The 26861-nt window shown below is 34.7% G+C and carries 23 protein-coding genes; 18 read left to right on the top strand and 5 right to left on the bottom strand.

The window, feature by feature from the left end; translation table 11 throughout:
* Positions 1-9 precede the first annotated feature (9 nt).
* Positions 10-1359 carry a PhoH family protein gene (locus tag ACJVDK_RS04310; RefSeq protein WP_443939062.1) on the top strand — a complete coding sequence of 450 codons (1350 nt, stop codon included), beginning with the start codon at positions 10-12 and terminating at the stop codon, positions 1357-1359.
* Here ACJVDK_RS04310 and ACJVDK_RS04315 read toward each other — a convergent pair.
* Complete coding sequence (locus ACJVDK_RS04315) at positions 1351-2907, bottom strand: glycerol-3-phosphate dehydrogenase/oxidase (protein WP_443939063.1); 1557 nt, start codon at positions 2905-2907, stop codon at positions 1351-1353. The two genes, ACJVDK_RS04310 and ACJVDK_RS04315, sit on opposite strands and share 9 nt — an antisense overlap.
* Positions 2908-3056: 149 nt before the next feature.
* Here ACJVDK_RS04315 and ACJVDK_RS04320 point away from each other — a divergent pair, with 149 nt between their 5' ends.
* The 12 genes from ACJVDK_RS04320 to ACJVDK_RS04375 all read left to right on the top strand — a co-directional run bounded on the left by ACJVDK_RS04320 (position 3057) and on the right by ACJVDK_RS04375 (position 16753).
* Positions 3057-3821, top strand: a complete 765-nt coding sequence (locus ACJVDK_RS04320; protein ID WP_443939064.1) for a DeoR/GlpR family DNA-binding transcription regulator — start codon at positions 3057-3059, stop codon at positions 3819-3821.
* Positions 3822-3863: 42 nt separating this feature from the next.
* Positions 3864-4250, top strand: a complete 387-nt coding sequence (locus tag ACJVDK_RS04325; RefSeq protein ID WP_443939065.1) for a response regulator — start codon at positions 3864-3866, stop codon at positions 4248-4250.
* A 140-nt stretch (positions 4251-4390) separates the two neighbouring features.
* On the top strand, positions 4391-5866 hold the full coding sequence (locus tag ACJVDK_RS04330) for a sulfatase family protein (protein ID WP_443939066.1): 1476 nt from the start codon (positions 4391-4393) through the stop codon (positions 5864-5866).
* A gap of 4 nt (positions 5867-5870) precedes the next feature.
* A complete protein-coding gene (locus ACJVDK_RS04335) occupies positions 5871-7217 on the top strand; it encodes a sulfatase-like hydrolase/transferase (protein WP_443939067.1) in 1347 nt (448 codons plus the stop codon).
* Between the two features lie 374 nt (positions 7218-7591).
* Positions 7592-8272 (top strand): TolC family protein, encoded by a 681-nt coding sequence (locus tag ACJVDK_RS04340; protein ID WP_443939068.1) that lies wholly within the window; start codon positions 7592-7594, stop codon positions 8270-8272.
* A 15-nt stretch (positions 8273-8287) separates the two neighbouring features.
* On the top strand, positions 8288-10429 hold the full coding sequence (locus ACJVDK_RS04345) for an exopolysaccharide transport family protein (RefSeq protein WP_443939069.1): 2142 nt from the start codon (positions 8288-8290) through the stop codon (positions 10427-10429).
* 121 nt (positions 10430-10550) lie between these two features.
* Positions 10551-11720, top strand: coding sequence for an O-antigen ligase family protein (locus ACJVDK_RS04350; protein WP_443939070.1), 1170 nt, complete (start codon positions 10551-10553; stop codon positions 11718-11720).
* Positions 11721-11827: 107 nt separating this feature from the next.
* Complete coding sequence (locus tag ACJVDK_RS04355; RefSeq protein WP_443939071.1) at positions 11828-12442, top strand: acyltransferase; 615 nt, start codon at positions 11828-11830, stop codon at positions 12440-12442.
* A gap of 6 nt (positions 12443-12448) precedes the next feature.
* A complete protein-coding gene (locus ACJVDK_RS04360; RefSeq protein WP_443939072.1) occupies positions 12449-13234 on the top strand; it encodes a glycosyltransferase family 2 protein in 786 nt (261 codons plus the stop codon).
* Entirely contained in the window at positions 13231-14433 is a 1203-nt protein-coding gene (locus tag ACJVDK_RS04365; RefSeq protein WP_443939073.1) for a glycosyltransferase, read from the top strand. Before ACJVDK_RS04360 ends, ACJVDK_RS04365 begins: the two co-directional genes overlap by 4 nt.
* Before the next feature lie 79 nt (positions 14434-14512).
* A complete protein-coding gene (locus ACJVDK_RS04370) occupies positions 14513-15613 on the top strand; it encodes a glycosyltransferase (protein WP_443939074.1) in 1101 nt (366 codons plus the stop codon).
* A gap of 9 nt (positions 15614-15622) precedes the next feature.
* A complete protein-coding gene (locus tag ACJVDK_RS04375) occupies positions 15623-16753 on the top strand; it encodes a glycosyltransferase family 4 protein (protein WP_443939075.1) in 1131 nt (376 codons plus the stop codon).
* An 11-nt stretch (positions 16754-16764) separates the two neighbouring features.
* Here the strand turns inward: ACJVDK_RS04375 and ACJVDK_RS04380 are convergent, their stop codons facing one another.
* Positions 16765-17586 carry a glycosyltransferase family 2 protein gene (locus tag ACJVDK_RS04380; RefSeq protein ID WP_443939076.1) on the bottom strand — a complete coding sequence of 274 codons (822 nt, stop codon included), beginning with the start codon at positions 17584-17586 and terminating at the stop codon, positions 16765-16767.
* Positions 17587-17814: 228 nt separating this feature from the next.
* Between ACJVDK_RS04380 and ACJVDK_RS04385 the strand changes: the two genes are divergently transcribed.
* Entirely contained in the window at positions 17815-19161 is a 1347-nt protein-coding gene (locus ACJVDK_RS04385) for an oligosaccharide flippase family protein (RefSeq protein ID WP_443939077.1), read from the top strand.
* A gap of 50 nt (positions 19162-19211) precedes the next feature.
* Positions 19212-20093 carry a glycosyltransferase family 8 protein gene (locus ACJVDK_RS04390; protein ID WP_443939078.1) on the top strand — a complete coding sequence of 294 codons (882 nt, stop codon included), beginning with the start codon at positions 19212-19214 and terminating at the stop codon, positions 20091-20093.
* Between the two features lies 1 nt (position 20094).
* Here ACJVDK_RS04390 and ACJVDK_RS04395 read toward each other — a convergent pair whose 3' ends face one another.
* A complete protein-coding gene (locus ACJVDK_RS04395; protein ID WP_443939079.1) occupies positions 20095-20997 on the bottom strand; it encodes a glycosyltransferase in 903 nt (300 codons plus the stop codon).
* Between the two features lie 5 nt (positions 20998-21002).
* Positions 21003-22538, bottom strand: coding sequence for an ArnT family glycosyltransferase (locus ACJVDK_RS04400; RefSeq protein ID WP_443939080.1), 1536 nt, complete (start codon positions 22536-22538; stop codon positions 21003-21005).
* Positions 22539-22685: 147 nt separating this feature from the next.
* Between ACJVDK_RS04400 and ACJVDK_RS04405 the strand changes: the two genes are divergently transcribed.
* On the top strand, positions 22686-23546 hold the full coding sequence (locus ACJVDK_RS04405; protein ID WP_443939081.1) for a beta-1,6-N-acetylglucosaminyltransferase: 861 nt from the start codon (positions 22686-22688) through the stop codon (positions 23544-23546).
* Here ACJVDK_RS04405 and ACJVDK_RS04410 read toward each other — a convergent pair.
* On the bottom strand, positions 23532-24614 hold the full coding sequence (locus ACJVDK_RS04410) for an acyltransferase family protein (protein ID WP_443939082.1): 1083 nt from the start codon (positions 24612-24614) through the stop codon (positions 23532-23534). The two genes, ACJVDK_RS04405 and ACJVDK_RS04410, sit on opposite strands and share 15 nt — an antisense overlap.
* Positions 24615-24717: 103 nt before the next feature.
* Between ACJVDK_RS04410 and ACJVDK_RS04415 the strand changes: the two genes are divergently transcribed.
* Positions 24718-25629, top strand: a complete 912-nt coding sequence (locus tag ACJVDK_RS04415; protein ID WP_443939083.1) for a glycosyltransferase family 2 protein — start codon at positions 24718-24720, stop codon at positions 25627-25629.
* A 5-nt stretch (positions 25630-25634) separates the two neighbouring features.
* Positions 25635-26813, top strand: a complete 1179-nt coding sequence (locus ACJVDK_RS04420) for a glycosyltransferase family 2 protein (protein ID WP_443939084.1) — start codon at positions 25635-25637, stop codon at positions 26811-26813.
* Positions 26814-26861: the final 48 nt, after the last annotated feature.

Raw genomic sequence — 26861 nt, forward strand, 5'->3', positions numbered from 1 at the left:
AATTTACTTATGGCCAAAAAAAGTAAGTTAGTTGAAAATGCTACAAAAAAGATTTTCGTTTTAGATACCTCTGTTATATTATACGATCACGATGCAGTAAATAATTTTCAAGAGCATGACGTGGCTATTCCTGTGCAAGTTTTAGAGGAACTTGACAAATTCAAAAGTGGAAACGATACCCGCAACTTCGAAGCAAGAAGCTTTATACGACTCATTGATCAAACTTCTCAACAGCAGCTTATTAGCGATTGGATTTCACTTAAATCATCCAATAACGGAAAATTTAAAGTCGTTTTAAAAGAACAACCTTTACTTGTAAATGCGGAAGAGGTATTTGGTGTCGGAAAAAACGATCACAAGATATTAAATGCGGCCTTGTGTTTGAAGGAGGAAAATCCAGATAAAAAAGTGGTGCTCGTTTCAAAAGATATCTGTTTGCGCCTAAAAGCAAAGGCTTTAGATTTATATGCCGAAGATTATGAAACAGGCAAAATAAAAAATGTAGATGAACTGTATGCTGGTAAAACAGAAATAAACCAATTTTCGGAAGAACTCATTGAGGAAATAAAGAAGAAAAAATCGCTCGAATCCAATAGAATTGACCTGCCTGCAAATGGAAATCATTTCTTCGTCCTTAAAAATAAACGGAAATCGGTGAATGTTTTTTATCGACATTTAGATAAAATGGTATCTACTGTTTCTATGGATGCGGTGTTCAACATAAAACCGCGTAACATCGAACAGGCATTCGCCATGCACGCCTTACTCGATCCAAATATAAAATTAGTAAGTATTCAAGGTAATGCCGGTACAGGTAAAACGCTTTTGGCTTTAGCAACGGCGCTAGAACAACGCAAAAATTTCAGACAGATTTACATTACCCGCCCCATTGTATCATTGAGTAATAAAGATATCGGTTTTTTGCCTGGCGACGCAAAATCGAAAACAGATCCATTTATGGCGCCAATTTGGGATAATTTGCGTTTTATACGCGAACAATTTATCGGGGATGATAAAATGATAGAAAAAATTGATGAATTGATTGCTACAGAAAAAATTGCTATTGCTCCTTTAGCCTTCATCAGAGGACGAACATTAACCAAGATTTTTTTCATCATTGATGAAGCACAAAATCTAACACCTCATGAAGTAAAAACCATCATATCCAGAGCTGGTGAGCACACCAAAGTGATTTTTACAGGTGATATTTATCAAATCGATACACCGTATTTAGATTCAGAAAGTAATGGTCTTTCGTATTTAATTGAAAATGCAAAAAATCATCCGCTGTATGCGCACATTACACTGCATAAAGGTGAGCGAAGTGAGCTTGCTAATTTGGCAAATGAACTATTGTGATGGTAAATAAGGTTTAGCCACTTTCATAAAATCGGCTACTTGTTTATTCTCCCAAAGCTTGTCAGCACCAATTTCAGTAGCAAAAATACTAGCGACGATGGGAGCCATTTTAATAGCACACGCAGCATCCAGAAACAATATGCGTAATCGGCGGCTTAGAATATCTTCAATCGTTTCAGCCATTTCATATCGGATGGCCCAAATAACATGTGCTTTTAAATAGAGTTGTTCGGGCAAAATTTTCTCCCCCAAAGCTGGCGTTTCCATAATTAGTGCATCTATTTTAGCTTCATCGCTACCATAGTACAAGAAGGGGTTGGCATTTTTTCGGGTAGAATAACCGTGAATCTTTAAAGTAGGGGTTGTGCAGGGACCCGCAGTTAATCCAGCTAAATGGATGGCTAAATCAACGGTATCTTCAGCCATGAGGCGATATGTGGTCCATTTTCCTCCCGTTATCGTAATTAATCGATTTGCAGAAACAAGTAGTTTATGATCGCGACTAATCTCTTTCGTACTTGCACTTTTATTGTTGGTTGCAGCCAAAGGTCTTAATCCTGAGAAAACACTTAATATATCTGCATGACTTGGTTGTTCAATCAAGTATTCTGAAGTGTTTTTTAAAATAAAGTCTACCTCTGTTTGTAAGGCAACTGGTTCTAAACTATGTTCATTTAGTGGTGTGTCAGTGGTACCTACCAATACATGATCGTGCCAAGGCACTGCAAACAACACACGTCCATCAGAGGTTTTCGGAATCATGATGGCGGAGCTGCTTTTTAAAAAATGCTTCGCTAAAACGATATGTACTCCTTGACTTGGCCGTACCAATGGTTTTTCATTCGGATTATTCAATTTCAAAACATCATCTACAAACACGCCAGTAGCATTCACAACTAGTTTGCCGAAAAATTTCGCCTTCTCTCCAGTAAGCGCATCTTCCGTTTCAATACCGATAATCCTATCCTTATCTTTTAAAAAACCGATTACTTTGGTGTAATTATAAACCTGGGCACCATTTTCAACAGCCGTTTGTGCGAGGTTAATGGCTAAACGAGCATCATCAAATTTTCCATCAAAATATCGAATTGCTCCCTTTAAACTTTTTGTCTTTACATTCGGTAGTAAAGTTATCAGCTCATCTCTTCCTAAATAACTAGATTTTCCAAAGGAATATATTCCTGAGAGCCAATCGTAAATAGTTAAACCGATAAAATACTTGATCACGGAAAACCAAGAATAACACGGAATGATAAAAGCTTCCTTTTCAACTAAATGAGGTGCATTTTGAAAAAGTAGGCCACGTTCTTTAAGCGCATGTTTAACTAATTTAATATCGCCCTGCGCCAAATACCTTACACCACCGTGCACTAATTTTGTACTTCGACTGGAAGTGCCCTTTGCAAAATCGGATTGTTCTACTAATAAAACCTTTAAATTCCTACTAGCAGCATCCACAGCAATGCCCAAACCTGTAGCTCCGCCACCAATAATGATGATATCATACTCGGTTTCAGTTGATGAATGAGTAAAGGAGCGTTTAATCATGGGGTATTATCGCAATAAAATGAAACAATATGTAATAATAAAGAAAGCGTTTAGCATTTCGAAGTAGCAAAGGCAAAAAAATGAAAAAATAAAAATTCATTTAGATAATTGTTTTATTTGCTATTTTGCAGTCAATTAGGAATTGATTTATGATGAATTTAGCTGAGCGACACCAGTTTATTTTAAGCCGTTTAAACCGAGATCAATACATTAATGTGGTTGATTTGTGCAAGGAATTGAAAGTGTCATCTGTAACCATTAGAAAGGATTTAAAACTCCTTGAAGATAAGAGTTTATTGTTCCGTACGCACGGAGGTGCAACCGTTAATAATCCGTATACAATTGACAGACCCGTAAATGAGAAAGAGAAAATTCAATCGACCGAAAAAAATAGAATTGGAATAGCAGCTGCATCGTTATTAAATGATAATGATTCAATTGTAATTTCATCGGGTACAACGGTTTTGTATTTCGCTAAAAACATTGTCCCAACCAATCACCTAACCGTTGTAACATCGGCTTTGAATGTAGCATTAGAACTTGCCCGTGAACCTGGTTTAGAGGTAATACAGTTAGGCGGTTCGCTTAGAAAAAGTTCTTCTTCTGTAATGGGGCGATATGCAGAGCAAATTTTAGAAGATTTTTATTTTAATAAATTGTTTTTAGGGGTAGATGGCATTGATTTAGACTTTGGTTTAACCACTACAAACGCTATGGAAGCCCATTTGAATAGAAAAATGATTAGTGTTTCCCAAAAAACCATCGTTTTAGCCGATTCATCTAAATTTGGAAAAAGAGGTTTCGGAAAAATATGTGGTTTTGATGAAATTGATCATATTATTACCGATAAAGGAATTTCTGAACAAATTGTAAAACATTTAGAGAGTTTAGGTGTTACAGTTACTATAGTCTAGAATTTATTATCTAGTTTAATCAAACAATAACTGTAATCAAATATGGAAAAGAAAAGAATACACATTTTAGAAGATGATCAAGAGATTAGAAATGTGATTGAAATTTTATTGAAAGAAGAAGGGTACGAATTACAATTATCTTCATCTTTTGCAGATTTAAAAAGAAATATTCAAGATGCGATGCCTGATTTATTTATTTTGGATGTGATGTTACCCGATGGAAATGGTGCAGAAATTTGCGAAGATTTAAAAACAGATATTTTTACCAAGCACATTCCAATTATTGTGATGTCGGCACAAAACAACAGTGAACAAAAAGCTATTGCTGCATTTGCTGATGATTACATTAGCAAACCTTTTGATATTTACGATGTTTTAGAACGAATCGATAAAATTTTTAAAAAAAAGAAAGAACTTAATATAGCTTAAAAATAATTCAAGCGTTCACAAGTTGAACGCTTTTTTTTATTGATACGAGGGATTCTCAACGCGCTATCTTTTCATGAAGAACACTTCGTTATTGGATATTTATATATATTTGGAATATTAGAAATCAAATTCCTTATATCATGATGAAAACTGCAAGCAGCTTTGCTTTTTTTATGCTTTTTTTTGTTTTTTTTAGCGCTGCACAAAAAAACAAATCTACAGCCAAACCAAATGTAATTTTAATTTATATCGATGATTTGGGTTATGGCGATTTAAGTTGCTACGGTGCAACGAAAATTGCAACACCCAATACCGATAAATTAGCCAAAAACGGACTTAAATTTACGAACGGTCATTGTACCTCGGCTACCTGTACACCGTCGCGTTATGCACTTATGTCAGGCGAATATCCTTGGCGCGATAAAGGACATAATATTCTTCCAGGCGATGCGGCATTAATTGTATCAACTACCAAACTTACTCTACCTAAAGTATTTAAAAAGGCTGGATATGAAACAGGTATAGTGGGTAAATGGCATTTAGGACTCAGTGATCAAGTTACCAAAGATTGGAATGCCGATATTAAACCCGGGCCAAATGAAGTAGGGTTTGATTATTCGTTCATATTTCCTGCAACAGCCGACCGCGTTCCTACAGTTTTTATGGAAAATCACCGCGTGATTGGTTTGGATCCGAAAGATTCAATTTTTGTTGATTACAAAAAGAAAATCGGTACAGAGCCCACCGGAAAAGAGAATCCAGAATTGCTTAAACTCAATGCATCAGTTGGGCATAACCAAACCATCGTGAATGGAATTGGTCGTATTGGCTTTATGCAAGGAGGTAAAAAAACGAGATGGACCGATGAAGAGTTAGCTCCAACATTCTTATCAAAAGCACAGAACTTTATTGAAAATAACCAGAAGAAACCATTTTTCCTGTATTTCGCTTTAAACGACATTCATGTTCCACGCATGCCTGCCAGTATGTTTAAAGGCAAAAGTGCATTAGGGTATAGAGGAGATGCTATTTTAGAAATGGATTGGATGGTCGGTGAAATCACAAAGCAATTGGATCGATTAGGCTTGACCAAAAACACGATGATTATCTTTAGTAGTGATAATGGTCCTGTTTTAGACGATGGTTATGCCGACGATGCGGAGGTATTAAATGGCACGCATAAACCAGCAGGTCCATATCGCGGATGGAAAACCGATATCTATGAAGGTGGTACACGCATTCCATTCATTATTTCTTGGCCGGCAAAAATTAAAGCTGGAACATCGAACGCATTAGTAAATCAAATGGACTTCGTGGCATCTTTTTCTGCGTTTTTCAATCAATCAACCCCGGCAGGAGAAGCAAAGGATAGCCAAAATCTATGGCCGGTTTTTGTAGGTAGCAGTCAAGCGGGGAGAACAACCATGGTAGAGGAAGGGTACAGCAATTTAGCCATCGTACACAATGATTGGAAATACATTGAACCTTATAGGAAAGTGCCAGCTCAGCTTTATAATTTGAAAGATGATGTAGGTGAAAAAAACAATGTAATTGATAAATTCCCTGAAATAAAAAACGAACTTGAAAGCTTACTAAATAAAGAAAAGTCTAAATAAAATCATGAACAAGAAATCGACATTTCTAATCTTATGCAAGATTCTTTTAATAGGTACTTTTGTAGCTCATGCACAAAAAATAGAGAAAAAACCAAATATCGTATTTATCCTATCAGACGATGCTGGATATGCTGATTTTAGTTTTATGTCCAATAGGCTCATTGCAACGCCAAACATTGATTACATAGCTAATAATGGTGTAAAATACAACAATGCTTATGTTACAGCAGCTGTTTGCTGCCCGTCAAGAGCGGGGATATTAACAGGCGTAAATCAAGCAAAATTTGGTCATGTTTACAATTATATTCAAGGCGTAAAATACAATATCCCAAAAGAAGAATTTGGGATTCCGCTTACGCAAAAATTGGTTGGCGATTATTTACATCCATTGGGATATAAAACAGGGATAATAGGTAAATGGCATGAAGGATTTGCGGATAAATTTCAACCTCAAAATAGAGGATTCGATTATTTTTGGGGCTTTCTGTGGGGATCAAGCAATTATTTCCCTAGCAAAGCAATGCAGGTTCTTGAAAATGGAAAAATGGTTCCTTCATCAGAAATAACCTATATGACCGATGCGATTGGTGATAAAACATTACAATTCATCGAACAAAATAAGAATCAACCTTTCTTTGCGTATGTATCGTTTAATGCACCACACACGCCAATGCAAGCAAAACCCGAAGTATTAGCCAAATTTAAAGGTAAATTCACATCAGAAGGTAGAGCACTTAACGCAGCAATGACGTATTCATTAGATGAAAATGTGGGACGGATTATTGCAAAATTGAAAGAATTAAATTTACTAGATAATACATTAATTGTGTTCTCTAATGATAACGGAGGCCAAACCGTGCAAAGCTTCGCGGACAACTATCCGTTACGTGGTAAGAAAGGAGATATTTGGGAAGGCGGAATTCGTGTGCCTATGTCTATGATGTGGAATAATCACATAGAAAAAGGAATTACAATCAATGAAGTGGTAACGACTTTAGATTTAATCCCTACCTTTTTAACCGCTGCAGGAAACACATCCTTACCAGCAAATTTAGACGGCAGTACTTTATTACCTGTAAGCAAAACCCGATATTCAAAATTAAAGGATCGGTTGAACTTCTGGTACTTGGGAAATGAAAAAGGCGCCGTTAGACAAGGAGATTGGAAATTGGTGTTTCAAGAGGACCAAGAACCACTTTTGTTTAACCTTAAAAAAGATGTGGAAGAAAAAGACAATTTAGCAAAGGAACAAAAGGATGTATACAAAGCCCTAACAAAAGCATACATTGCATGGAAAGCTAAGTTGCCACCTCCTTTATGGTATAGCATAAATAAACAAGATTTAGATTAGGGATCATCACTATAAATTTATTTTAAACCCCATGGTTGTACGATTTTTAATTGGTTCCATGGGTTTTTTGTTGATTTTTGTAGAATAGTATATCATTCAAAAGAAATTGTTTATTATTTTGAGTGATTTTGTATGATTAAGTTTGCTTTTTTTCTATTTTTGTTATGTTGTTTAATGCTTGAAAACTATTGTAAACCTTTAAAAATGAGTTAAAATAGTGTTTTTAGAGCTTTTGATACGTATTTTTATTTGTAAATATGATATTTGTATATAAATAATTAAAGAGATATTCAATTAATACTAACAAGAAAGTTTACTTAATTGTATATTTGATAAACGACTATAAATAAATTGCTGACCACACTATTCTTAAATTGAAAAAAACACTTACAGTACTATTTTTTTTGTGTACGGTTTACACAGGAAATTTGTTTGCACAAGAATCGATTCTTGGCGAGGTTAAATACGATGATTTAGATAAATACGTTGCTTTGGCGTTGAAAAACTATCCAAGAAGAGAGATGTACGAGCAGCGTTCACAGGTTTTCAAAGAAGAGATATCACAAGTTCGAGCCAGTTACTTTGATATTTTCAATTTTGATTATTATTATCGACCGCAAAATAAAGTAACCGTTGATCCGACCAATCCTTACGTAATTAATGGTTTTCAATTTGGCATTAATTTTAACTTAGGTGATTATTTAGAAAAACCTTACCGCGCGCGTAGAGCCAGGGCAGAGTACAAAGCAGCGCTTGCAGAATCAAAAGAATATGAGATTCTATTAAGATTGGAAGTAAAAAAATACTATCTTGAATATATTCAAGCGCTTAATCTATTGAAGATAAATAACCAAATGGCTACCGATAATAAAAGTGTTACCGAAACATTACGTTCGCGTTTTGAAAAAGGACAAGTAACACTTGATACCTATAATCAAGCTAGATTAATACAATATTCTTCTTATCAAAATAGAATTCAAGCAGAAATTGTTTATCTTAAGGCAAAAGAAACCTTAGAAGAATTTATTGGTTCGAAACTTGTTGACGTCAAATAGAATAGCTGAAAAACTATGGATATTCAAAATTTACTAAAATTACTGAATAAATATAAATGGGTACTTGTTATAGTACCCATTGTTGCTGTAACGGTTACATATTTTTCTATCAAAAATTTACCGAGCCAGTATACCTCCAGTGTACAAATTTCAACAGGTCTTTTAGATCCATCGAAGAAAGTTCTTACCAATGAGAACATCGATTTTTTTACTGTTTCGCAGCAGTTTAACAACATCATGCAGAAGTTTAAAATGAAGAAGATTATCAATATTCTTTCATACAACTTAATTCTACATGATTTAGAAAATCCTAAAGGGCGTTTTAGACCTTATTCATTAAAAATTGATTCTTTAACACCAGAAGAAAAATCTGAATTAATTTCTTTATTTAAAGAGAAATTAGCCACGCGCTCAATTTTAACAGTGCAAGATAATAAAGCCAAATATCCTTTATTTGATATAGTTGAAGGAATGGGCTATGGAGAAGGAACACTAAAGAAACAAATAGAGGTAAATCATGCTGAAAATAGTGATTTTATTGATTTAAGTTTCACTTCCGAAAACCCAAACTTATCTGTGTATTTAGTGAATACATTGGCTGCCGATTTTATCTCTATTTACAGCAGTGAAGTAAGCAGTAATCAAAATAGCTCGCTTGTTTTATTAGATTCTTTGTTAAAAAAGAAAGAATTCGAAATGAATACAAAAAACGCGGCTTTGGCTTCTTTTAAGCAAAATAAAGGAGTTTTAAATTTAAATGAGCAATCTGCAACAGTTTATGCGCAGATCACGGATTATGAGACCAAAAGAGCAAATTTTTTACAACAAATTCAATCCAATCAAGGGGCATTGTCGGTTGTACTCTCTAAATTGGAAGGCTCTGATCCTTATTTAAAAGGAAGTTTGAATGTAGATAACCGACAATTGGTACAGTTAAAAAGAGAGCTACAACAGGCAAACGAACAGTTTGTAGATGGAGGCTTTAAATTAGCAGATCAACGAAAGGTAGATTCTTTAACACGTTTGGTGAATTTAAAAACAATTCAAAATAGCGATGATAATGTGATTGATCCAACGAGTTCAAGACAATCGTTAGTAGGCCAGAAATTAAACCTAGAAGTAGGATTGAAGCAAGCGCAAAGCAGTATTAAGGCAATTGATAAAGAATTGACGATACTACGCGATAAATACAACAGCATGGTTCCGTATGATGCGAATATTCAGAATTATCAACGTGATGCGGATTTAGCAACGAAGGAATACATGACTGCGCTAGATCAATACAATCAAAATAGAGCGGGCAATAAAACCATGGGGCTTAAACTAACAATAGAAGAGCCTGGATTCCCGGGTAATCCGCTTCCATCAAAACGTTTATTGTATTTAGCTTCAGCTGGGTTAGGAAGTTTTATTTTAACGTTAGGAATTCTTTTATTAATTGTTTTATTAGATACACGTATAAAGGATTTGTCTCAGTTACAAAGAATAACAAAAGAGCCTGGCTTAGCCTCTTTAAATAAACTAAGCGAAGAAAATCCAACCATTGTTTCCATTTGGAATAAGGCAAAGACAAACAAAGAATACGAAGAATTTAAAGAAGAATTACGTTCACTAAGGTTTGAAGTAAGCCGACAAATGAATGCTTTAAATGCCAAGATATTGGGTGTAACCAGCATTAATCCTAAGGTTGGTAAAACATTTATAGCCAGCAGCTTAGCTTATTCATTAGCTTTAACAGCCAAGAAAGTACTTTTAATAACTGATGAAGGCCAAATGGAAAATGTAAAAGGTTTGGAATTAAGTTCGGGAACAAATTTTAATAATTTCATCGTTAAAAGAGAGATCAATCGACAAGGAATTGTAACCGTCATGCGAAAAGATGCCGATCGTGAATCGCTACTTGAATCGCAAACTTTCCAGAATTTAAAAGCTGGTTTTGAGGTACTTAAGGATGAATTTGATTATATTGTTATTGATATAGATGATTTAGGGAACTTTAATATTTCTAAAGAATGGCTTATTCTTACAGAAGCAAATATCGCCGTTTTTGAATACAGCGATCGCTTAAAAGAGTCTCAAAAAATGCATTTGAATTATTTAAAAACTGTCCCAGGATTTTTGGGTTGGGTGTTAAATAAAACCGTAAAGGAAGAATAGTAGGACCAATTCAATGGCTAAAATCCTTTTATATATTACGCTTGTTTATTGCTTTGTATATTGGCTGATAGCAAGGGAATTGAATATAAATTTTCCAATAGGAATTCTAATAGAAGTTCTGTTGGGATTAACTTTTTTCATCGCAATAATTACGGTTCCTAAACAAAATTGGGCCAATTTAAAAACAGATGTCTTTTATCTCTTTCTATTTTGGTTTATCCTCAGTTTACTCGAAGTTGTCAATCCGGCAGGAGCAAATGTAATTGGTTGGCTCAAGGAAATTAGAGCCGCTGCTGAATATCCACTTCTGATATTGATGTTGACTTTTTTATTGTTCAACACAAAAAAAGATTTGGATAACTTCTTATTCATTGTTGTTTTATTATCTACAATAGCTGCACTGGATGGTATAAAACAATTGCATATCGGACTTTCAAGAGGAGATAGTATTTTTTTAGCTTCAGGAGGTGCCAATACACACGTACTTTGGGGGCGTTTACGGGTATTTTCTTTTTATACTGAAGCCGCTCAATTTGGCGCTTCAATGGCACATATTTGCTTAGTTGCCCTTATTTTATCCTTCGGAAAAGTAAGTAAAAAAATAAAGTATATTCTGTGGGGCTGTTCAGCTTTAATGTTTTACGGTATGTTAATTTCCGGTACGCGTGGAGCTTTATTTGCGTTAGTGCCCGGAGCATTCTTTGCTATTTTATTGAGTAAGAAACTCAAAGTTTTACTCGTGGGTGGAATTATTGGCTTGCTGTTTTTAGGGTTCTTGAAATTTACTTTTATCGGAAACAGCAATTATGAAATTTATCGCTTGCGCTCTGCATTAAACGTAAATGATCCCTCTTTAAAAGTACGTATGAACTCGCAACGTATCTTAAAGGAATACATGAGCAATCTTCCTTTTGGGGGTGGCTTGGGCGTAACGGGCGCCAATGGTATGCAATACAATCAGGATAAATTTTTATCGAAAGTACAGCCAGATAGTTATTGGGTAAAAGTTTGGGTAATGTACGGAATTGTTGGTTTCGTGATTTGGATTTCCATGATGACCTATATCTTAGGGAAATGTTGTGGCATTACGTGGCGTATACGCGATCCCGACTTAAAGAATAAAGCCATTGCGCTAACTTCGGGATATGCGGGTATTTTATTTTGTAGCTATGGTAACGAAGTTATCAATACCATGCCATCCACCATCATTGTATATGCCTCAATTGCATTGGTATACATGATTCCTAAATTAGATGAAGAACTTGCAGAAAATGCCAAATTAAAAACTTAAATTATGCCTTGGGAAATATTCGTTTTACCGGCAGCTATTTTTTTTGTGGTCGGATTTATTAATGCAAATAACGCTTTTAAAAGAAAAAAAAGTTGAATTTATAGCGTATGTCTATTGTTTCAAAAATTAAATCTAATCCTAAACTTAAGCACTTTGTGCTATATTTACTTATCCCGAAGAACGATAATAAACCTCGTTTATGGGTCAAATGGTTTTTAAATCCATTTAAACATAACAGAGGGAAGGGAGCTAAAATACGCAACCGAGTTCGACTGGATGTTTTTCCGTTCAATGGGTTTAACCTAGGTTCTAAATCAATCATCGAAGATTTCTGCACCATTAACAACGGAGTAGGAAATGTGGAAATTGGCGCGGAAACGATTGTTGGAATGGGGAATGTGGTTATAGGGCCTGTTCAGATTGGAAACCATGTAATGCTTGCACAGAATATTGTAATTTCGGGTTTAAATCATGGATACGAAGCAATTAATACGCCGCCTTCTAAACAACCTGTTAAGTGTAAACAAATTATAATAGAAGATAACGTGTGGGTAGGTGCAAACAGTGTGATTACCGCTGGTGTTACCTTAGGAAAACATTGTGTAATTGGTGCGGGTAGCGTTGTAACGAAGTCGATTCCAAGCTATAGTGTTGCCGTAGGAAACCCCGCAAAGGTTATTAAAATATACAATGAAACCAATCAGGCTTGGGAGAAAATTTAATTAAGTATGAACGAAATCATTCATTTTCCAACGATATCCTTGCTTGTAACGCATTACAACCGTAGCAAATCTTTAGAACGGTTATTGGCTGAATTACAAAAAGCAAAATGCCAGTTTGGGGATGTGGTTGTCTCAGATGATGGAAGTAAAAGAGAACACCTTGATTATTTAAAAGAACTGCAGCGAGATTATTCGTTTCGAATAATTGAAACACCTGTAAATCGGGGCTTAGGAAATAACATTAATAAAGGGCAAGCAGCTGTCAAAACACCTTATACGTTGTATATTCAGGAAGATTTTATCCCACTAGATAATTTTAACAAACACATTCAAGATGGACTGAATTTATTAGAAGAATATTCAGATTTTGACATGGTTCGTTTCTATGCCTATAATAAATATCCCTACTTGAAAGGGATCAAAAATGGTTTCTCTGAAATGCTTTTTAAATGGTGGTATCCGGGATTAGACAAATTTGCATTTTATAGTGATCACCCTCATTTGAGAAGAGCAAATTTTGTAGAACGATTTGGTCCTTATCTAGAAGGAACATCGGGTGATAAAACCGAATTCGCCATGATGATGTCGGTATTGAAGCAAGGAGGAAAGTCCTTCTTTTTTGATGAACATAAATCTGTTTTAGAACAAGTAAATTCAAGTTCTGAGCCAAGTACCATGACGCGTAATAAATGGCGGAACAGTACTAATTTTTTCGTCAAACATATTCGAACCTTATATCGGTATTGGAATTGCTATACTAGTTTGTATTTACGAAATTTAACTCAAAAATGAGTAACACGCTAATCGGTCGGGATATCATTATTGTAGGTCAGCAGCCTTGGGATACTGAAATAGGCAGTAACTGCAAAAATATTGCCGTCGAGTTTAGTAAAAACAACCGTGTATTGTATGTGAATTCTCCGCTTGATCGCGCAACGCTATACCGCGATAGAGATAAAAATGATCCCCCCATTCAAAAGCGTATTCAAATTATTGAAAACAAGGAGCCAGGCTTAATTGAAATTCAGCCTAACCTTTGGAACTTATATCCCAATTGCCTAGTTGAATCGATTAATTGGGTTCCTAATACCTTTATTTTTTCAATAGTTAATTGGTTTAATAATAGAAAATTATCAAAATCAATTAAAGAGGCTATTAAGATGTTATCTTTTAAAGATATCATCTTATTTAACGACAGCGAAATGCTCAAAGCCTATTATTTAGATAACTTTTTAAAGCCTAGCATAAGTATTTATTATTCGAGAGATTACATGCTGGCCGTAGATTATTGGAAAAAACACGGGGAAAATTTAGAGCCGAAACTAATCGCAAAAAGCGATATATGCGTTGCAAACTCAATGTATTTAGCCGAATATTGTCAACAATACAATCCAAATTCATATTATGTTGGTCAAGGATGTGATTTTGATATCTTGAAACTAAATACACCTTTTCCAAACGATTTAGAAAATATAAAAAGGCCAATTATTGGTTATGTAGGTGCTTTGCAAAGCATTCGTCTTGATATTGAAATTATCGAACACCTGGCTCAAGCGAATCCAGATTGGAGTATCGTATTGGTTGGTCCAGAGGATGATGTATTTAAATCAAGTGGTCTACACCGCTATCAAAACATTATTTTTACGGGGCCAAAGCCAGTGTATGATTTATCGATTTTCATTAATGCTTTCGATGTGTGCATTAATCCTCAGTTGGTCAATCAAGTAACGATTGGGAATTACCCACGAAAAATTGACGAATATTTAGCGCTAGGCAAACCAGTGGTAGCCACAAAGACGAAAGCAATGGAAGCTTTTTCGGCATTTGTTTATCTCTCAGAGAATAAAGATGAATATGCGCAGTACATAAAAACAGCATTGGAAGAGGATAGTGTTGTTTTACAGGAAAAAAGAAGGGAATTCGCGTTAACCCACACGTGGGAAAATAGCGTAAACGAGATTTATAAGGCTATTCATAAATTGGGGAAATAGAATGAACGGATTCATCTTACTACTTTTTTTTGCTCTTCAGTTTTTTATTGGATTTAATCTCTTTTTCCCATTTTTTTTAATGCTTTTTGCTTCCCTTAAAAGCAAGAAAACATTCGATTTATTGGAAGACGAAAGCTACGATTATGCAATTATTGTCACTGCCTATCAACAAACAATGCTCTTGCCAGCAGTGGTCGATTCAATTTTGAAATTAAAGCATCAAAACTATCTCGTATACATTGTTGCCGATCAATGTGATATTACTAATTTAAATTTCTCCGACCCACGCATCAATGTTTTGCGTCCAGAAGAGGAGTTAGGGAGCAATATTAAATCGCATTTTTATGCCATTAATCGTTTTAAAAGAGATCATGCTTATATCACGATTATCGATAGCGATAATCTATTGGATACTAATTATTTAAGCATACTTAATTTATGTTTTAATAAAGGGTATTTTGCGGTTCAAGGTATGCGCTCGGCCAAAAACCTCAATACCGTTTATGCCTGTTTAGATGAGGCAGGTGATATCTTTTATCGTTATACGGATCGTAAATTATTGTTCGACTCGGGATCCTCAGCATCGCTTGCTGGTTCAGGAATGGCGTTTACAACAGCCTTGTATAAAACTTGTTTGGAGGATTTAACTATTGAGGGAGCCGGATTTGACAAAGTGTTACACATGGAAATTTTAAAGCGAAAGCTAACCATTGCTTTTGCCGAAAAGGCAATTGTGTATGATGAGAAAATTTCAAAATCAGACCAATTGGTAAAACAACGTGCGCGCTGGATAAATACCTGGTTTAAGTATGCCAGTGAAGGATTTCTGCTTGTATTTACCGGATTAAAGAATGGAAATAAGAACCAAATTTTAGCTGGAATTTTATTTGCTCGTCCACCTCTATTTATAATTGCTGGGTTTACTTTACTTTTCTTAGTGCTCGATTTGTTTTTTGCATCGCAGTTACTGTGGTTTTGGTTTTTTACATTTGTGGCCTTTTTGCTTGTTTTTTTCTCTGCATTGAGACATTTCAACGCACCAAAAAGTATTTACAAAGCATTAATTCAGGCTCCAAAATTTATCTTTTTACAAGTTCTTGCACTTTTTAAAGCGCGTAAAGCGAATGAATTATCGAAAGTAACTACGCAATATCATAACAGTAAAATCGATGAGCTATAATACTTTATCATGATAAGAACATCTCGAATTAAAATATTGCATGCCATTCGGCAGGGAAAAGTGGGGGGAGGTGAGACCCACGTACTCGATTTGGTTAATACGCTTGATAAAGAAAAATTTGAGTCGGTTATCTTATCTTTTACAGAAGGTCCAATGGTGGATAAACTTCGAGCGCAAGGGTTTACAACATACGTCATATTCACCGAAAAACCTTTCGATTTCTCGGTGTGGAAGCAGGTAAAAGCATTAGTGGCAGATGAACGAATTGATTTAATTCATGCTCACGGGACACGCGCAAGTTCAAACACATTTTATGCCGCCAAGCAATTGCATATTCCACTCATATATACGGTACATGGTTGGTCTTTTCATCCCGACCAAAACAAAATAGTTAAAACGATACGGACTTTGAGTGAACGTTTGTTGGTTAGCCTTGCGGATAAAACGATTTGCGTATCCCAAAGTAATCTTGACGAAGGCAAGAGAAAATTTCCGATGAAACAGGCAGAGGTAATTGCTAACGGTATTAATCAAGAGAGGTTCAATCCGGCTTTGAAATACCCTGATGTAAGGGAAGAACTTGGTATTAATCAAGAAGTGATTTTGGTTGGATATATCGCACGCATTACGCATCAGAAATCACCGCTCTTATTTTTAAAGGCAATTCATGCGCTACCCGACAAAAGCAATGTTCATTTTTTAATTGTTGGCGATGGTGATTTGAAAGGGCAAATGCTCGCCTTAAGCGATGAATTACATCTACAGAAGTACATTACTTTTCTTGATTTTAGGAGTGATATCCCGGCCATCTTAAATGCTATTGATATTTTTTGTTTGCCTTCTTTGTGGGAAGGATTGCCCATTGCACTTCTGGAAGCCATGTCAATGAAAAAAGCAATTATCGCCTCGCAAATTGATGGTATTACTGATTTAATATCGAGCGGAAAAAATGGTCTTTTGGTACCACCCAATAAGGTTGATGCGTTGCGCGATGCTTTAAAAAGATTAATCGCAGACAAAGAACTAAGAAATAGATTAGCTGAAAACTCTGAACATACTGTAAAAGAACAGTTTAACTTGTCTTTGATGACAAAAAAAATTGAGAAAATCTATCAAGAATTTCTTTCCAATAAGCCATAGTATTCGTTCACTTATTTCTTTACATGATTGAAATTGAAGTACTTGAAAAATCGATCAAAGGTAGATTTATAGATGCCTCCATCGGCAATAATACGTCTGTCGCCTGTCCAAACAATAGAATTGATGTCTGTTACCCAATGTAACTTCCCATAACCAGCTTCTCGAAGTTTAATGGCCAACCAGCCATCTTCATTAGTCCCAGGAGGATGATTAAACCCATCTACATTCAGGCATTGAATTCGTCTGCAACCTGAATTAAATCCATACACGTTCAGTGCCTCTTCTTTAAACTTCTTTAATACAAGACGATTAAAATCAGAGATGTATTCATAGAAAAAATATAAAAGTCTGGGTGTTTTTTCTGTAGGAATAAAAGAAAATCGACCATAGGTAATCGCTACATCGCTATGCTGGATGAGCGGTTGTATCATGGCATCAATCCAACCGGCAGGGTAAATGGTATCAGCATCAGCATTTAAAATGTAGGTACCTTTGGCTGTAGCTAAACCTGCATTTCTAGCGTTCGTTATCCCTTGTTTCGTTTCGTTTACACAAATAACACCTGCACGAGTTATAAATTCTTCTGTTTTATCGGTTGAATTATTATTGACAACAATTACCTCCACTGAAAGCGAAGTCTGGGCATCCGATAGGCTGTATAATGTTTTAAGAATATTTGCTTCTTCATTATAGGCAGGGATTACAATGGAAACATCGGGATTTCCCTTATTTAACTTTCTAAATTTTTCCATTAAATCAGGTAGCTTTTCTTGAAGCGATGCTGAATCTTGGTTGTATTTCGAAATGTTTTTATGAATTAAAATAGGTCTCATTTATAAACGCTGGTCTATAAATATAAATGAAAATCTACGTTTAAAAGAATTCAATTTTAATTTCGATATTAATTATTTCATTTAGGAATAAAAGACTCAATTATTTCAAAATAAAAACAAAAAATCAGGCATTTTGAAATTAAAAACACTAATTTGTTTTCCAATAATATAAAACTCATTTAAATGAGTTTTATGCTGTTTTTTTATTTTTTGTGTCTTTAATCTTTTATGAAAAAAGCTATTGCTTTAGTAAAAAATATCCATTTCCAATCGCTCATGGGGAACGGCGTAATGGCTGGTTTCGGGATGTTTACAACAGCCGTATTGTATCGGTCTTTATCGCTTTCCGACATTGGTATTTACACCTTTTTTTTAACCATTTTAGGACTAATAGATACACTCCGTTCTGGCTTTTTAACTACTGCCTTTATTAAGTTTTATTCAGGAACAGAGCAAGAACGCGGTAAGGAGGTAGCTGGTTCGGCCTGGGCATTGGCATTAGCCATTACGGCGGTTTCAGTTTTGTTGAATATACCGAGTTTCTTTCTAGCCAAATACATCAACAACGCAGGTTTTGGTTTGTTTTTGAAGTACTTCTCCATTATATCCATTTCAACGCTGCCATTTTTTATGGCTAATTTAGCCGTTCAAGGCGATAAAAGATTTGATCGTTTATTATGGATTCGCCTTATTAATCAAATTCTATTTACAGGAACCTTGCTGGTGCTAATTTTCACAAGCAAATCAACCTTGAACAATGTTGTTTTAGCCTATGTGGGATCAAATTTAATCACCAGTTTAAGTTGCTTCGTTTTAGGTTGGACTAAACTAGATACGTTGTTCAAAGCTAAAAAAGCTACTTTTTGGGATTTGTTCCACTTCGGTAAGTTCAGTATGGCAACAGGCGTGAGTTCTAATTTATTTAAAGTTACCGATGTATTCTTTTTACAACATTTTTTAGGAGATGCTGCTGTGGCAATATATAATTTAGCGAGTAGATTACTACAGTTAGTCGAGATGCCACTTTTAAGTTTTGCCGCTTCAGGTATGCCGAGCCTTTCCACGTATTACAATAACAATCAAAAGCCGGAGATGATGTTGGTGATGAAAAAAATGGTAGGCGCATTATCTATTCTATTTTGTGGCCTTGCGATGTTCTGTATACTTTTTGCAGAACCCATTATTATGATTTTGGGAGGGGAGAATGCCGTACATTCGGCTGCGCCGAATTTGTTACGCATTTTAATGTCGATAGCTATTTTGTATCCGGCAGATCGTTTCTTTGCCTTAACAGTAGATGTAATTAATTTGCCCAAAATTAATTTTTATAAGATATTGATTATGTTAGCGTTAAATTTGATAGGCGATTTTATGGGGATTATTATCTTTAAGTCTATTTATGGGATAGCGGTTGCTAACATTCTACCGCTTATAGCCGCTATAGCGATAACGTACGTGCCTTTAAATCGGTATTCAAAATTTAGTTTTATGGATGTTTATCGCGTTGGATATCGTGAGCTAGTAGCTTTAATAAAGAAATTTTATAAAAACTTTTTTAATCCTTCCGCTGAATAATAACAAGCAATTTATATTTTTAGTATCTTGTAGCTTTTATTCTCTTCCTTATGGCCGAAAAACAAAATATCTCCATCGTAGTTGCTAGTGACAATCATTATGCTGTATTAATTGCTGCTCTATTAAAGTCTATAGAACAAAATCATAAAACAGAAGAGCACATCGATTTTTATATTATTGATGATGGAATTCACGAGAAAACGAAAGAGAAATTAAATGTAGTAGCCGACCCTGCTCGAATTACCATCAAATGGTGTCCTAGTAAAACGGTTATTCCAAAGCATATCGTTATTCCTACAGATAATTCAGCATATCCGCATACCGTTTATTTGCGCATTTTCGCACCTTACTTAGTAGATTCCAATGCTGAGAAACTCATTTATTTAGATGTAGATACCTTGGTTCAAGCGGATATTTCTGAACTTTGGAATACGGATATATCCGAGTATTTGGCAGCAGCTGTACAAGATGTGGGTAAAACCGTTGATTGCAAATGGGGAGGCATTCCAAATTACGCTCAATTAGGTCTTTCAAAAGATACTTGGTATTTCAATTCGGGGGTTTTAATGATGAATCTAGTGAAATGGAGAGCAGAAAATATTTCGGAAAATGTAATTGAATCACTTTACAAATACAAAGAGTTTGTCATTCTACCGGATCAATATGGATTGAATGTTACATTGGCTAACCGATGGCTACCTTTAGATCCAAAATGGAACTGGTTTGCTTTTGCAGAAAACGAAAATCCTGCAATTATTCATTTTCTAGACATCAAGCCTATTTTTACAACATACAATTCCCAAGAAAGCTTTAAAAAGGAATTCTTTAAATATCTGGATCAAACACCATGGAAAAATTTTAAGCTCATTAGTGGAAATCGCCGTTACATTCGCAAAATCTACAATAAGCTTAAAAATATTTTCAATCTCTAAGTTAAAAAAGCTCTTGTTTGCTCTGGGTTCTACGTGAAATCATGTTCAGTAAGAGAATACCAATTACAAAGAAACCAAGGCAAATGAGTGCGATAGTGAATAATCCCATCATCATGGTACTGGCCCAACCTAATATGGCATCCTGCGTAAAAAATTTCTTGTATAAAACTATTCCAGTAACCGCTGCAAAAAGAATCATGATAAACAAGAATATTTTTAAGAAAACCATGAGCAAATCTTCGGCATATTCCACAAAAGATTTAAAGGCATGATGAACCAAACTCGTTAGGTTCATTTTTGATTTCCCATCAATTCGCTTTAAACGATTATAGGTGATAGAAGTAGAACTCACTTTTTGTTTTGACAGATGCGCCGCAAAATGAATAAACGACGTTTGACAACAATTTTCCAACACTCTTTTTGAAATCATACAGAAATTGCCAAAATTCAAAACCTTTCCGGTAATGATTTTAAAAATAAATCGATATGTGTAATATGAAATTTGAAAACTGAGTTTTTCTTTTCTGCTTCCCCTCGCAACATTCACAATGTCGACATCATTAAATTGCACCAAATCAGCAATTGCCGCAGGATCATCCTCTCCATCCGAATCCATGATGATGAACTTGTTAGCGTTTACTCTTTGGCCATACAAAAGCCCCTGATATATTGCCGTTTGATGCCCCACATTAAATTTTAATGCTAAAACGGTTAATGTTACATTGCTTGCATCAAAGCTAAATTGCGATAGTAAAACTCGGGTATTATCAGAGGAACAATCGTCAATTACGACCACTTCAAACGCTTGAGGTAAGTTTTTAACTACTTCTTCAATACTCTTTAAAAATGCAATAACGGTAACGTTTTCGTTAAAGCAGGGGGTTAAGATTACAACCTTTTCCATTGTATTTAAAGCGTTTTATATTTATAAATAATGTAGCCATCAATCTCTTTGATTTTTTCAAATTTTGCTGTCCGAATGGCTTTTAGATTTTGCAAAATAGTTAAAAATGGTGTTTCTGGATTTGATTCAATTAAATATTCCACTTGACCATTGTTTAGCATATTTTCTAAGTTTTCATAGCCAATAACCTTAGAAGGACCAGTTGAAACCTCCAAAACATCCATATTGGGAACTAAACAATACTTATAAAGCATGTTGTTTAATCCTTGTCGGGATGGAATTACTGCATTGGTAGTTAAATTAGCAAATACATATTTTCCACTTTTTTCCAATCCATCGTTTCTTAGGAATTCTGCAACTTTTATAGTTGCTTCTCGTTGAGCAATGTATTCAGGTTTCGTATTTAATTTATTGATAACCCAAAAGTGATAACCTGCGTATAAAAAATTTAAGGTGAACAAAAAGAACAAAAACAAATTCATCATAAACACCATAGGTCCATATACACGATTTGTATTATACAGAATCAGCAACAGTGCTATGTTGATGTAAAGCATGTAATAATTTACTCCTGAACCCATTTTTAAACCAGTACCAGTCGCAAAAATGACCATACCTAATAGACATAGGGCCAAGAACTTTTCAGGCATCGTTCCATTCACATAAAATCGATTATTTACTAAAAAGAAAAGTGATACCAAAATAATGGGTAAATAGGAAACAATAAAAATTGGTCGCGTTAAAATAAAAGAAGTAAACCAATGTAAATCAATGCCATTGCTAATACCTCCGACGGTATTTGCTAAAAACGAAGGATAATTAGAAATAAATAAGAAAAGAAAGGCACCGTAACAGATTATACTAAATACAATGAGGTAAATAAAAGATCTCCAATCGCGGTTAAGAAAACAAAAACCACCAAGTATAATAATGAGTTGAACTCCACTTTGCTTCGCAAAAACAGCTGCTGCACTTAAAAATACCACTATAAAAAGCAAGGATAGGGATTTTTTTTCATCCTTTTTACCTTTCAAATACATAAAGAAATAGTAGATACTCAACAACATCAAAAAGTCGCAAAGCGAATCTGGTCTTGCGGCATAATTTAAAAGAGAGTTCAATGTGAAAGATAATAAAAACAAAAAGTATGCTTTATTAAGCTCAATTTTAAAATAAATTCTGGCAATCCTGAAAAGAATATAAGCTGTAAGGATATTGAAAATAATATTCCATGAACGCGCTATGGTGTATAAAAGGTGATAATTGTCGCTAGCAGAACTACTAATTACTTTTGCAGTAATAGCACATAAATAATAAAACAAAGGAGTGTATTGCGTTATAGAAAAAGGAGCCGTAGCAGGATCATTATATAATTTTCCACTATTTAAATACGTTTGAATGCTATAAATAACATTTTGCTCAATACCACCAATATCAAAAGTAGAGGTCCCTAATATCCAAATGCGAAAAAGCAAGAAGATTACAAAAAGAGAAAAAAATAAAACAAATGGTGCTTTACCAGGAACTGAAAGTATTTTCATGTAGAAGGTTTAGGATTATTCAAATATAGAAAAAGCTTTTCTTTTATTGTATTAAAGGTAAGTTATCCATAGAGCTTTTACTATTAAAATTTAAAAATTTTATTGATAAATATTAACACAAATCCCCCATATTTATAGAAAAATCCCATGAAGATTGCGCATATTATAATGGCTCATAAAAATCCTGAGCAAATTAAAAGATTAATTGAGTCCTTAAATCATCCGAATTTTTATTTTTTCATTCATCTCGACAAGAAGGTTTCGATACAAGACTTCGAGTTTATAGGTACTTTGCCGCGTGTACACTTCATTAAAAAGAGAATTTCCTGTAACTGGGCAGGTTATTCATTTGTGGAGGCTATGTTAAGTGCTACAAAAGAGGTTTTAGAAAGCGGGCAACCATTTAGTCACATTAATATGTTAAGTGGCCAAGATTACCCAATCAAAAATGTGAATGAGATTGATGATTTTTTTAAGCAGAACACTGAAAAATCATTTTTAACCTATCAAAGTGCAACAGAGGAAAGTTGGTGGGAACATGCTAAAAACCGAGTAGAAGATTATCATTTTATAGATTTTTCTTACAAAGGGCGTTACTTCGTTCAGTGGCTGGCCAATGCTATTTTACCGAAACGTACCTTTCCTTTAAACGTTAAGCTATACGGAAAAAATGATTCATCTTGGTGGGCCATCACGTCAGATTGCGCAAAATATCTCGTTCAATTTGTGGAAAAGAACACCAAATTACAACGATTCATGCGTTATACCTGGGGTTCCGATGAGTTTCTAATCCCTACTGTGCTATTGAGTTCTATTTTTGCGAACACTATTGTAAATAATAATTTGCGTCAAACCGATTGGTCGGCGGGAGGTGCTAACCCCAAGATTTTTTTAAAGGAAGATTTTAAATCTTTGGCTACTTCTGATAAACTTTTCGCACGAAAATTTGACCAGGAGGTTGATTCCGAAATTCTAGATCAAATTGATGCGCAACTATTGGGGATTTAATGCCTTCGATTTACTTGGATAATATTTCTCTCTCAATCGCAAGATTGGATATTCAATACCTTTGCTAATTACGATACCGCCTATCACCGCCAGGGTTAAGTAACCTGCGTAATACAAAAAGCTTCCTTTGGATAAAAATTTATCGCAAAGATTTAAAAAATGGATGTGAAAAAGATAAATAGAATAGGAGTACATGCCAATGTAGGCCAATGGCTTTATTGTTTTTAAGAATGTCTCATTTTTATAATCAACGAGGAGAACGAGCAAGTAACCAAAACATATTGGGTTAAAAGCAAGATTGGTAATTGCCATTATCCGATGTTCCTCTCTTTTGAATATGAAATTTGTACTCAATAAAAGTAAACAAACCACAATATTTACGTATCTCCATGGGCTCTTACGAATCGAAACAAGTATTTCCAATTTGTGAATGGATACATACGCAATTAAACTACCAAAGAAAAGTGAATCGAACCGATAATGACTTTGCGTAAAATCTCTTTCAAAATTATAATCCGTATAATGGAAATAATTGAAAGTTCTGAATCCTAAGCCAATCAAAAAAAGCACTAGGTAAATAAAGAACACGCCACGCAGATTTACTTTTTTGAGCCTAATTAAAAACAGGAAAAGGAGAGAAAGTAAGATATAAAAATGCTCTTCTAAACTAATTGACCACAAATGCGTATTGTTTGAACTGAGATAATTAGCTGTAAATATTGATTCATGAAGAAGTCCCGAAGTACTTTGTGGATAGTGCGTTAAAACAGCACTAAATATAAATTGATACGCGATAAAAAGATAATAAACCGGATAGATTTTAAAACCGCGTCGTATTAAAAATCTTTTAGCATCAAAACTTCCCGTCTTTTGCTCTTCGGTAATAATTAAACTGGTTACCAAATAACCACTTAAAACAAAAAATAAATCGACACCAATCCACCCACCGATATTTAAAAATGCAATAGATCTTCCAAAAACAGAATTAGACAGTAGAGGTAAATGATGCAAAAGGACAAGAAATATAGCCAAGAATCTTAAAAAATCGAGTTGTAAATTTCTTTTCATAAAAGGGATAGGTATATGTTTAACAACCTTCAACGCCTAAAAATACTAGATTAATGTTTAAAAATGCACAATATTCTAATAGATTATTTACTTTTATTAAAACATGGCAAGCATCTCAATAATTACCGTCAATTTTAATCAGCATCAAGTAAATCTAGATTTTTTAGCTTCAATAAAACGCGTTCAAACAAAACATTTTATAGAAGTTATTTTCGTAGACAATGGAAGTAAAGTGGAGTACGAAGAGACCTATAGAGCGTGCTATCCAACTATCAATTATATTCGCTCAGAAAAGAATTTAGGCTTTGCTGGTGGTAATAATATTGGCATAAAGGCCGCAAAAGGTGAATATTTATTGTTCCTTAACAATGATACAGAAATAACTGAAAATCTTTTTGATACCTTAGTAGAAGAGATGGAAAACAACCCTGCAATTGGTATCATATCGCCATTAATTTGTTATTTCGATCAACCCGATATCATTCAATATGCCGGCTTTACGCCAATGAATTATTTAACAGCTCGTAACGAAGGTATTGGAAGTTTTGAAAAAAACATTGGTCAATTTAATACTGACAGCAGAGAAACCGCATATTGCCACGGAGCAGCCATGATGTGTAGGAAAAGTGATCTTCAAACTGTGGGGCTAATGCCCGAACAATACTTCTTGTACTATGAAGAATTGGATTGGTGCGAAAAGTTTAAAAGAGCAGGAAAAAAAGTATGGTTTAGCGGTAAAACGCTTGTCTATCACAAAGAATCGATTAGTGTAGGAAAAGAAAGCAGTATAAAAACCTATTTCTTTGCCAGAAACCGATTACTTTTTATCCGTAGAAACACAAGTTTAATAAACACTTGCTTATTTACGCTGTATTTTATCCTTGTAGTTTGTACCAGAGATAGTCTAAAATATAGTAGAAAAGGCCGAAAAGACCTTATTAAATGGATTTATAAAGGCCTTTTTTGGAATTTTACACATAGCACAACCAGTAAAAATTTAGGATATAACGTATAGTTTTTATGATCATTACATTTTGGATTTCGCTTATTTTAATCGTTTATACCTTCGTGGGCTATGGTGTAATTTTATACATTTTAGTCAAAATAAAGCGTTTGTTTACGAAGAAAAAACTATTATCATCCAATTTCGAACTGCCTACCGTAAGTCTCTTAATCGCCGCATGGAATGAAGAAGATACGATTGTCGATAAAATTAAAAACAGCTTAAAGCTCAATTACCCAAAAGAGAAATTTCAAATTATTTTCATTACGGATGGCTCAACAGATAATAGCCCATCTTTAATTAAAGCTTACGACGAAATTCTATTGCTGCATAATGATCAGAGAGAAGGTAAAATGGCAGCCATTAAGCGAGCCATTCCATATGTAAAAAACCAAATTTTAGTTTTTACCGATGCCAATACTTTTCTAAATCCAGATGCAATACTAGAGCTTGTCAAGCATTATCAAAACGAGAAAGTTGGTGCAGTGGCTGGAGAGAAACGAATTTTAGTAGACGAATTAGCCGACGCAAGTTCAGCAGGCGAAGGCTTTTATTGGAAATACGAATCCTTTCTAAAAAAATGGGATTACGAATTATATTCAAATGTTGGAGCAGCAGGTGAACTTTTTAGCATTCGCACAAAATTATATGAACCCATTGAAAGTGATACCATTATCGACGACCACATGATTGCCATGCGCATTGCAGAAAAAGGGTACATCATCGCCTATGAGCCCAATGCATATGCTATGGAAAGCTCATCCGCCAATGTCAAAGAAGAATTAAAACGTAAAATCAGAATCGCCGCAGGTGGTATACAGTCTATTTCAAGACTTAAAAAAGCAGCTAATCCCTTTCATAATGCTATTTTCACCTTTCAGTATCTCTCACATAGGGTTTTACGCTGGACGATTACACCATTTTTGTTAATTCTCGCATTCATCTTAAATGCCATCATCGCGTATCAATACGATTGTATGTTGTATAAAATACTATTCGCCGCGCAGGTACTATTTTATCTATTTAGTTTATTCGGACTATTTTTCGCATCACGGAACATTAAAATAAAAGTGTTTTTTATACCCTATTATTTTTGCGTGATGAATTATGCCGTTTTAGCAGGTATTATGCGATATTATCGTAAAAATCAAAGTGCGGCCTGGGAAAAATCTAAAAGAAAGCAGAGCAGTATTTGAAAGTGAAAGCCTCTGCTAGTGGCGCTAAACAGTCCCGCTGTACACTGT

The organism is Pedobacter paludisoli (assembly GCF_052344095.1).
GTDB lineage: Bacteria > Bacteroidota > Bacteroidia > Sphingobacteriales > Sphingobacteriaceae > Pedobacter.

What these genes read in the sequence shown, in the direction of transcription:
- ACJVDK_RS04375 (WP_443939075.1), top strand. Translation starts at nt 15,623, where the DNA reads ATGATAAGAACATCTCGAATTAAAATATTGCATGCCATTCGGCAGGGA.
- ACJVDK_RS04315 (WP_443939063.1), bottom strand. Translation starts at nt 2,907, where the DNA reads ATGATTAAACGCTCCTTTACTCATTCATCAACTGAAACCGAGTATGAT.
- ACJVDK_RS04380 (WP_443939076.1), bottom strand. Translation starts at nt 17,586, where the DNA reads ATGAGACCTATTTTAATTCATAAAAACATTTCGAAATACAACCAAGAT.
- ACJVDK_RS04420 (WP_443939084.1), top strand. Translation starts at nt 25,635, where the DNA reads ATGATCATTACATTTTGGATTTCGCTTATTTTAATCGTTTATACCTTC.
- ACJVDK_RS04400 (WP_443939080.1), bottom strand. Translation starts at nt 22,538, where the DNA reads ATGAAAATACTTTCAGTTCCTGGTAAAGCACCATTTGTTTTATTTTTT.
- ACJVDK_RS04355 (WP_443939071.1), top strand. Translation starts at nt 11,828, where the DNA reads ATGTCTATTGTTTCAAAAATTAAATCTAATCCTAAACTTAAGCACTTT.
- ACJVDK_RS04385 (WP_443939077.1), top strand. Translation starts at nt 17,815, where the DNA reads ATGAAAAAAGCTATTGCTTTAGTAAAAAATATCCATTTCCAATCGCTC.
- ACJVDK_RS04365 (WP_443939073.1), top strand. Translation starts at nt 13,231, where the DNA reads ATGAGTAACACGCTAATCGGTCGGGATATCATTATTGTAGGTCAGCAG.
- ACJVDK_RS04395 (WP_443939079.1), bottom strand. Translation starts at nt 20,997, where the DNA reads ATGGAAAAGGTTGTAATCTTAACCCCCTGCTTTAACGAAAACGTTACC.
- ACJVDK_RS04415 (WP_443939083.1), top strand. Translation starts at nt 24,718, where the DNA reads ATGGCAAGCATCTCAATAATTACCGTCAATTTTAATCAGCATCAAGTA.
- ACJVDK_RS04410 (WP_443939082.1), bottom strand. Translation starts at nt 24,614, where the DNA reads ATGAAAAGAAATTTACAACTCGATTTTTTAAGATTCTTGGCTATATTT.
- ACJVDK_RS04370 (WP_443939074.1), top strand. Translation starts at nt 14,513, where the DNA reads ATGCTTTTTGCTTCCCTTAAAAGCAAGAAAACATTCGATTTATTGGAA.
- ACJVDK_RS04330 (WP_443939066.1), top strand. Translation starts at nt 4,391, where the DNA reads ATGATGAAAACTGCAAGCAGCTTTGCTTTTTTTATGCTTTTTTTTGTT.
- ACJVDK_RS04390 (WP_443939078.1), top strand. Translation starts at nt 19,212, where the DNA reads ATGGCCGAAAAACAAAATATCTCCATCGTAGTTGCTAGTGACAATCAT.
- ACJVDK_RS04310 (WP_443939062.1), top strand. Translation starts at nt 10, where the DNA reads ATGGCCAAAAAAAGTAAGTTAGTTGAAAATGCTACAAAAAAGATTTTC.
- ACJVDK_RS04405 (WP_443939081.1), top strand. Translation starts at nt 22,686, where the DNA reads ATGAAGATTGCGCATATTATAATGGCTCATAAAAATCCTGAGCAAATT.
- ACJVDK_RS04335 (WP_443939067.1), top strand. Translation starts at nt 5,871, where the DNA reads ATGAACAAGAAATCGACATTTCTAATCTTATGCAAGATTCTTTTAATA.
- ACJVDK_RS04320 (WP_443939064.1), top strand. Translation starts at nt 3,057, where the DNA reads ATGATGAATTTAGCTGAGCGACACCAGTTTATTTTAAGCCGTTTAAAC.
- ACJVDK_RS04325 (WP_443939065.1), top strand. Translation starts at nt 3,864, where the DNA reads ATGGAAAAGAAAAGAATACACATTTTAGAAGATGATCAAGAGATTAGA.
- ACJVDK_RS04360 (WP_443939072.1), top strand. Translation starts at nt 12,449, where the DNA reads ATGAACGAAATCATTCATTTTCCAACGATATCCTTGCTTGTAACGCAT.
- ACJVDK_RS04345 (WP_443939069.1), top strand. Translation starts at nt 8,288, where the DNA reads ATGGATATTCAAAATTTACTAAAATTACTGAATAAATATAAATGGGTA.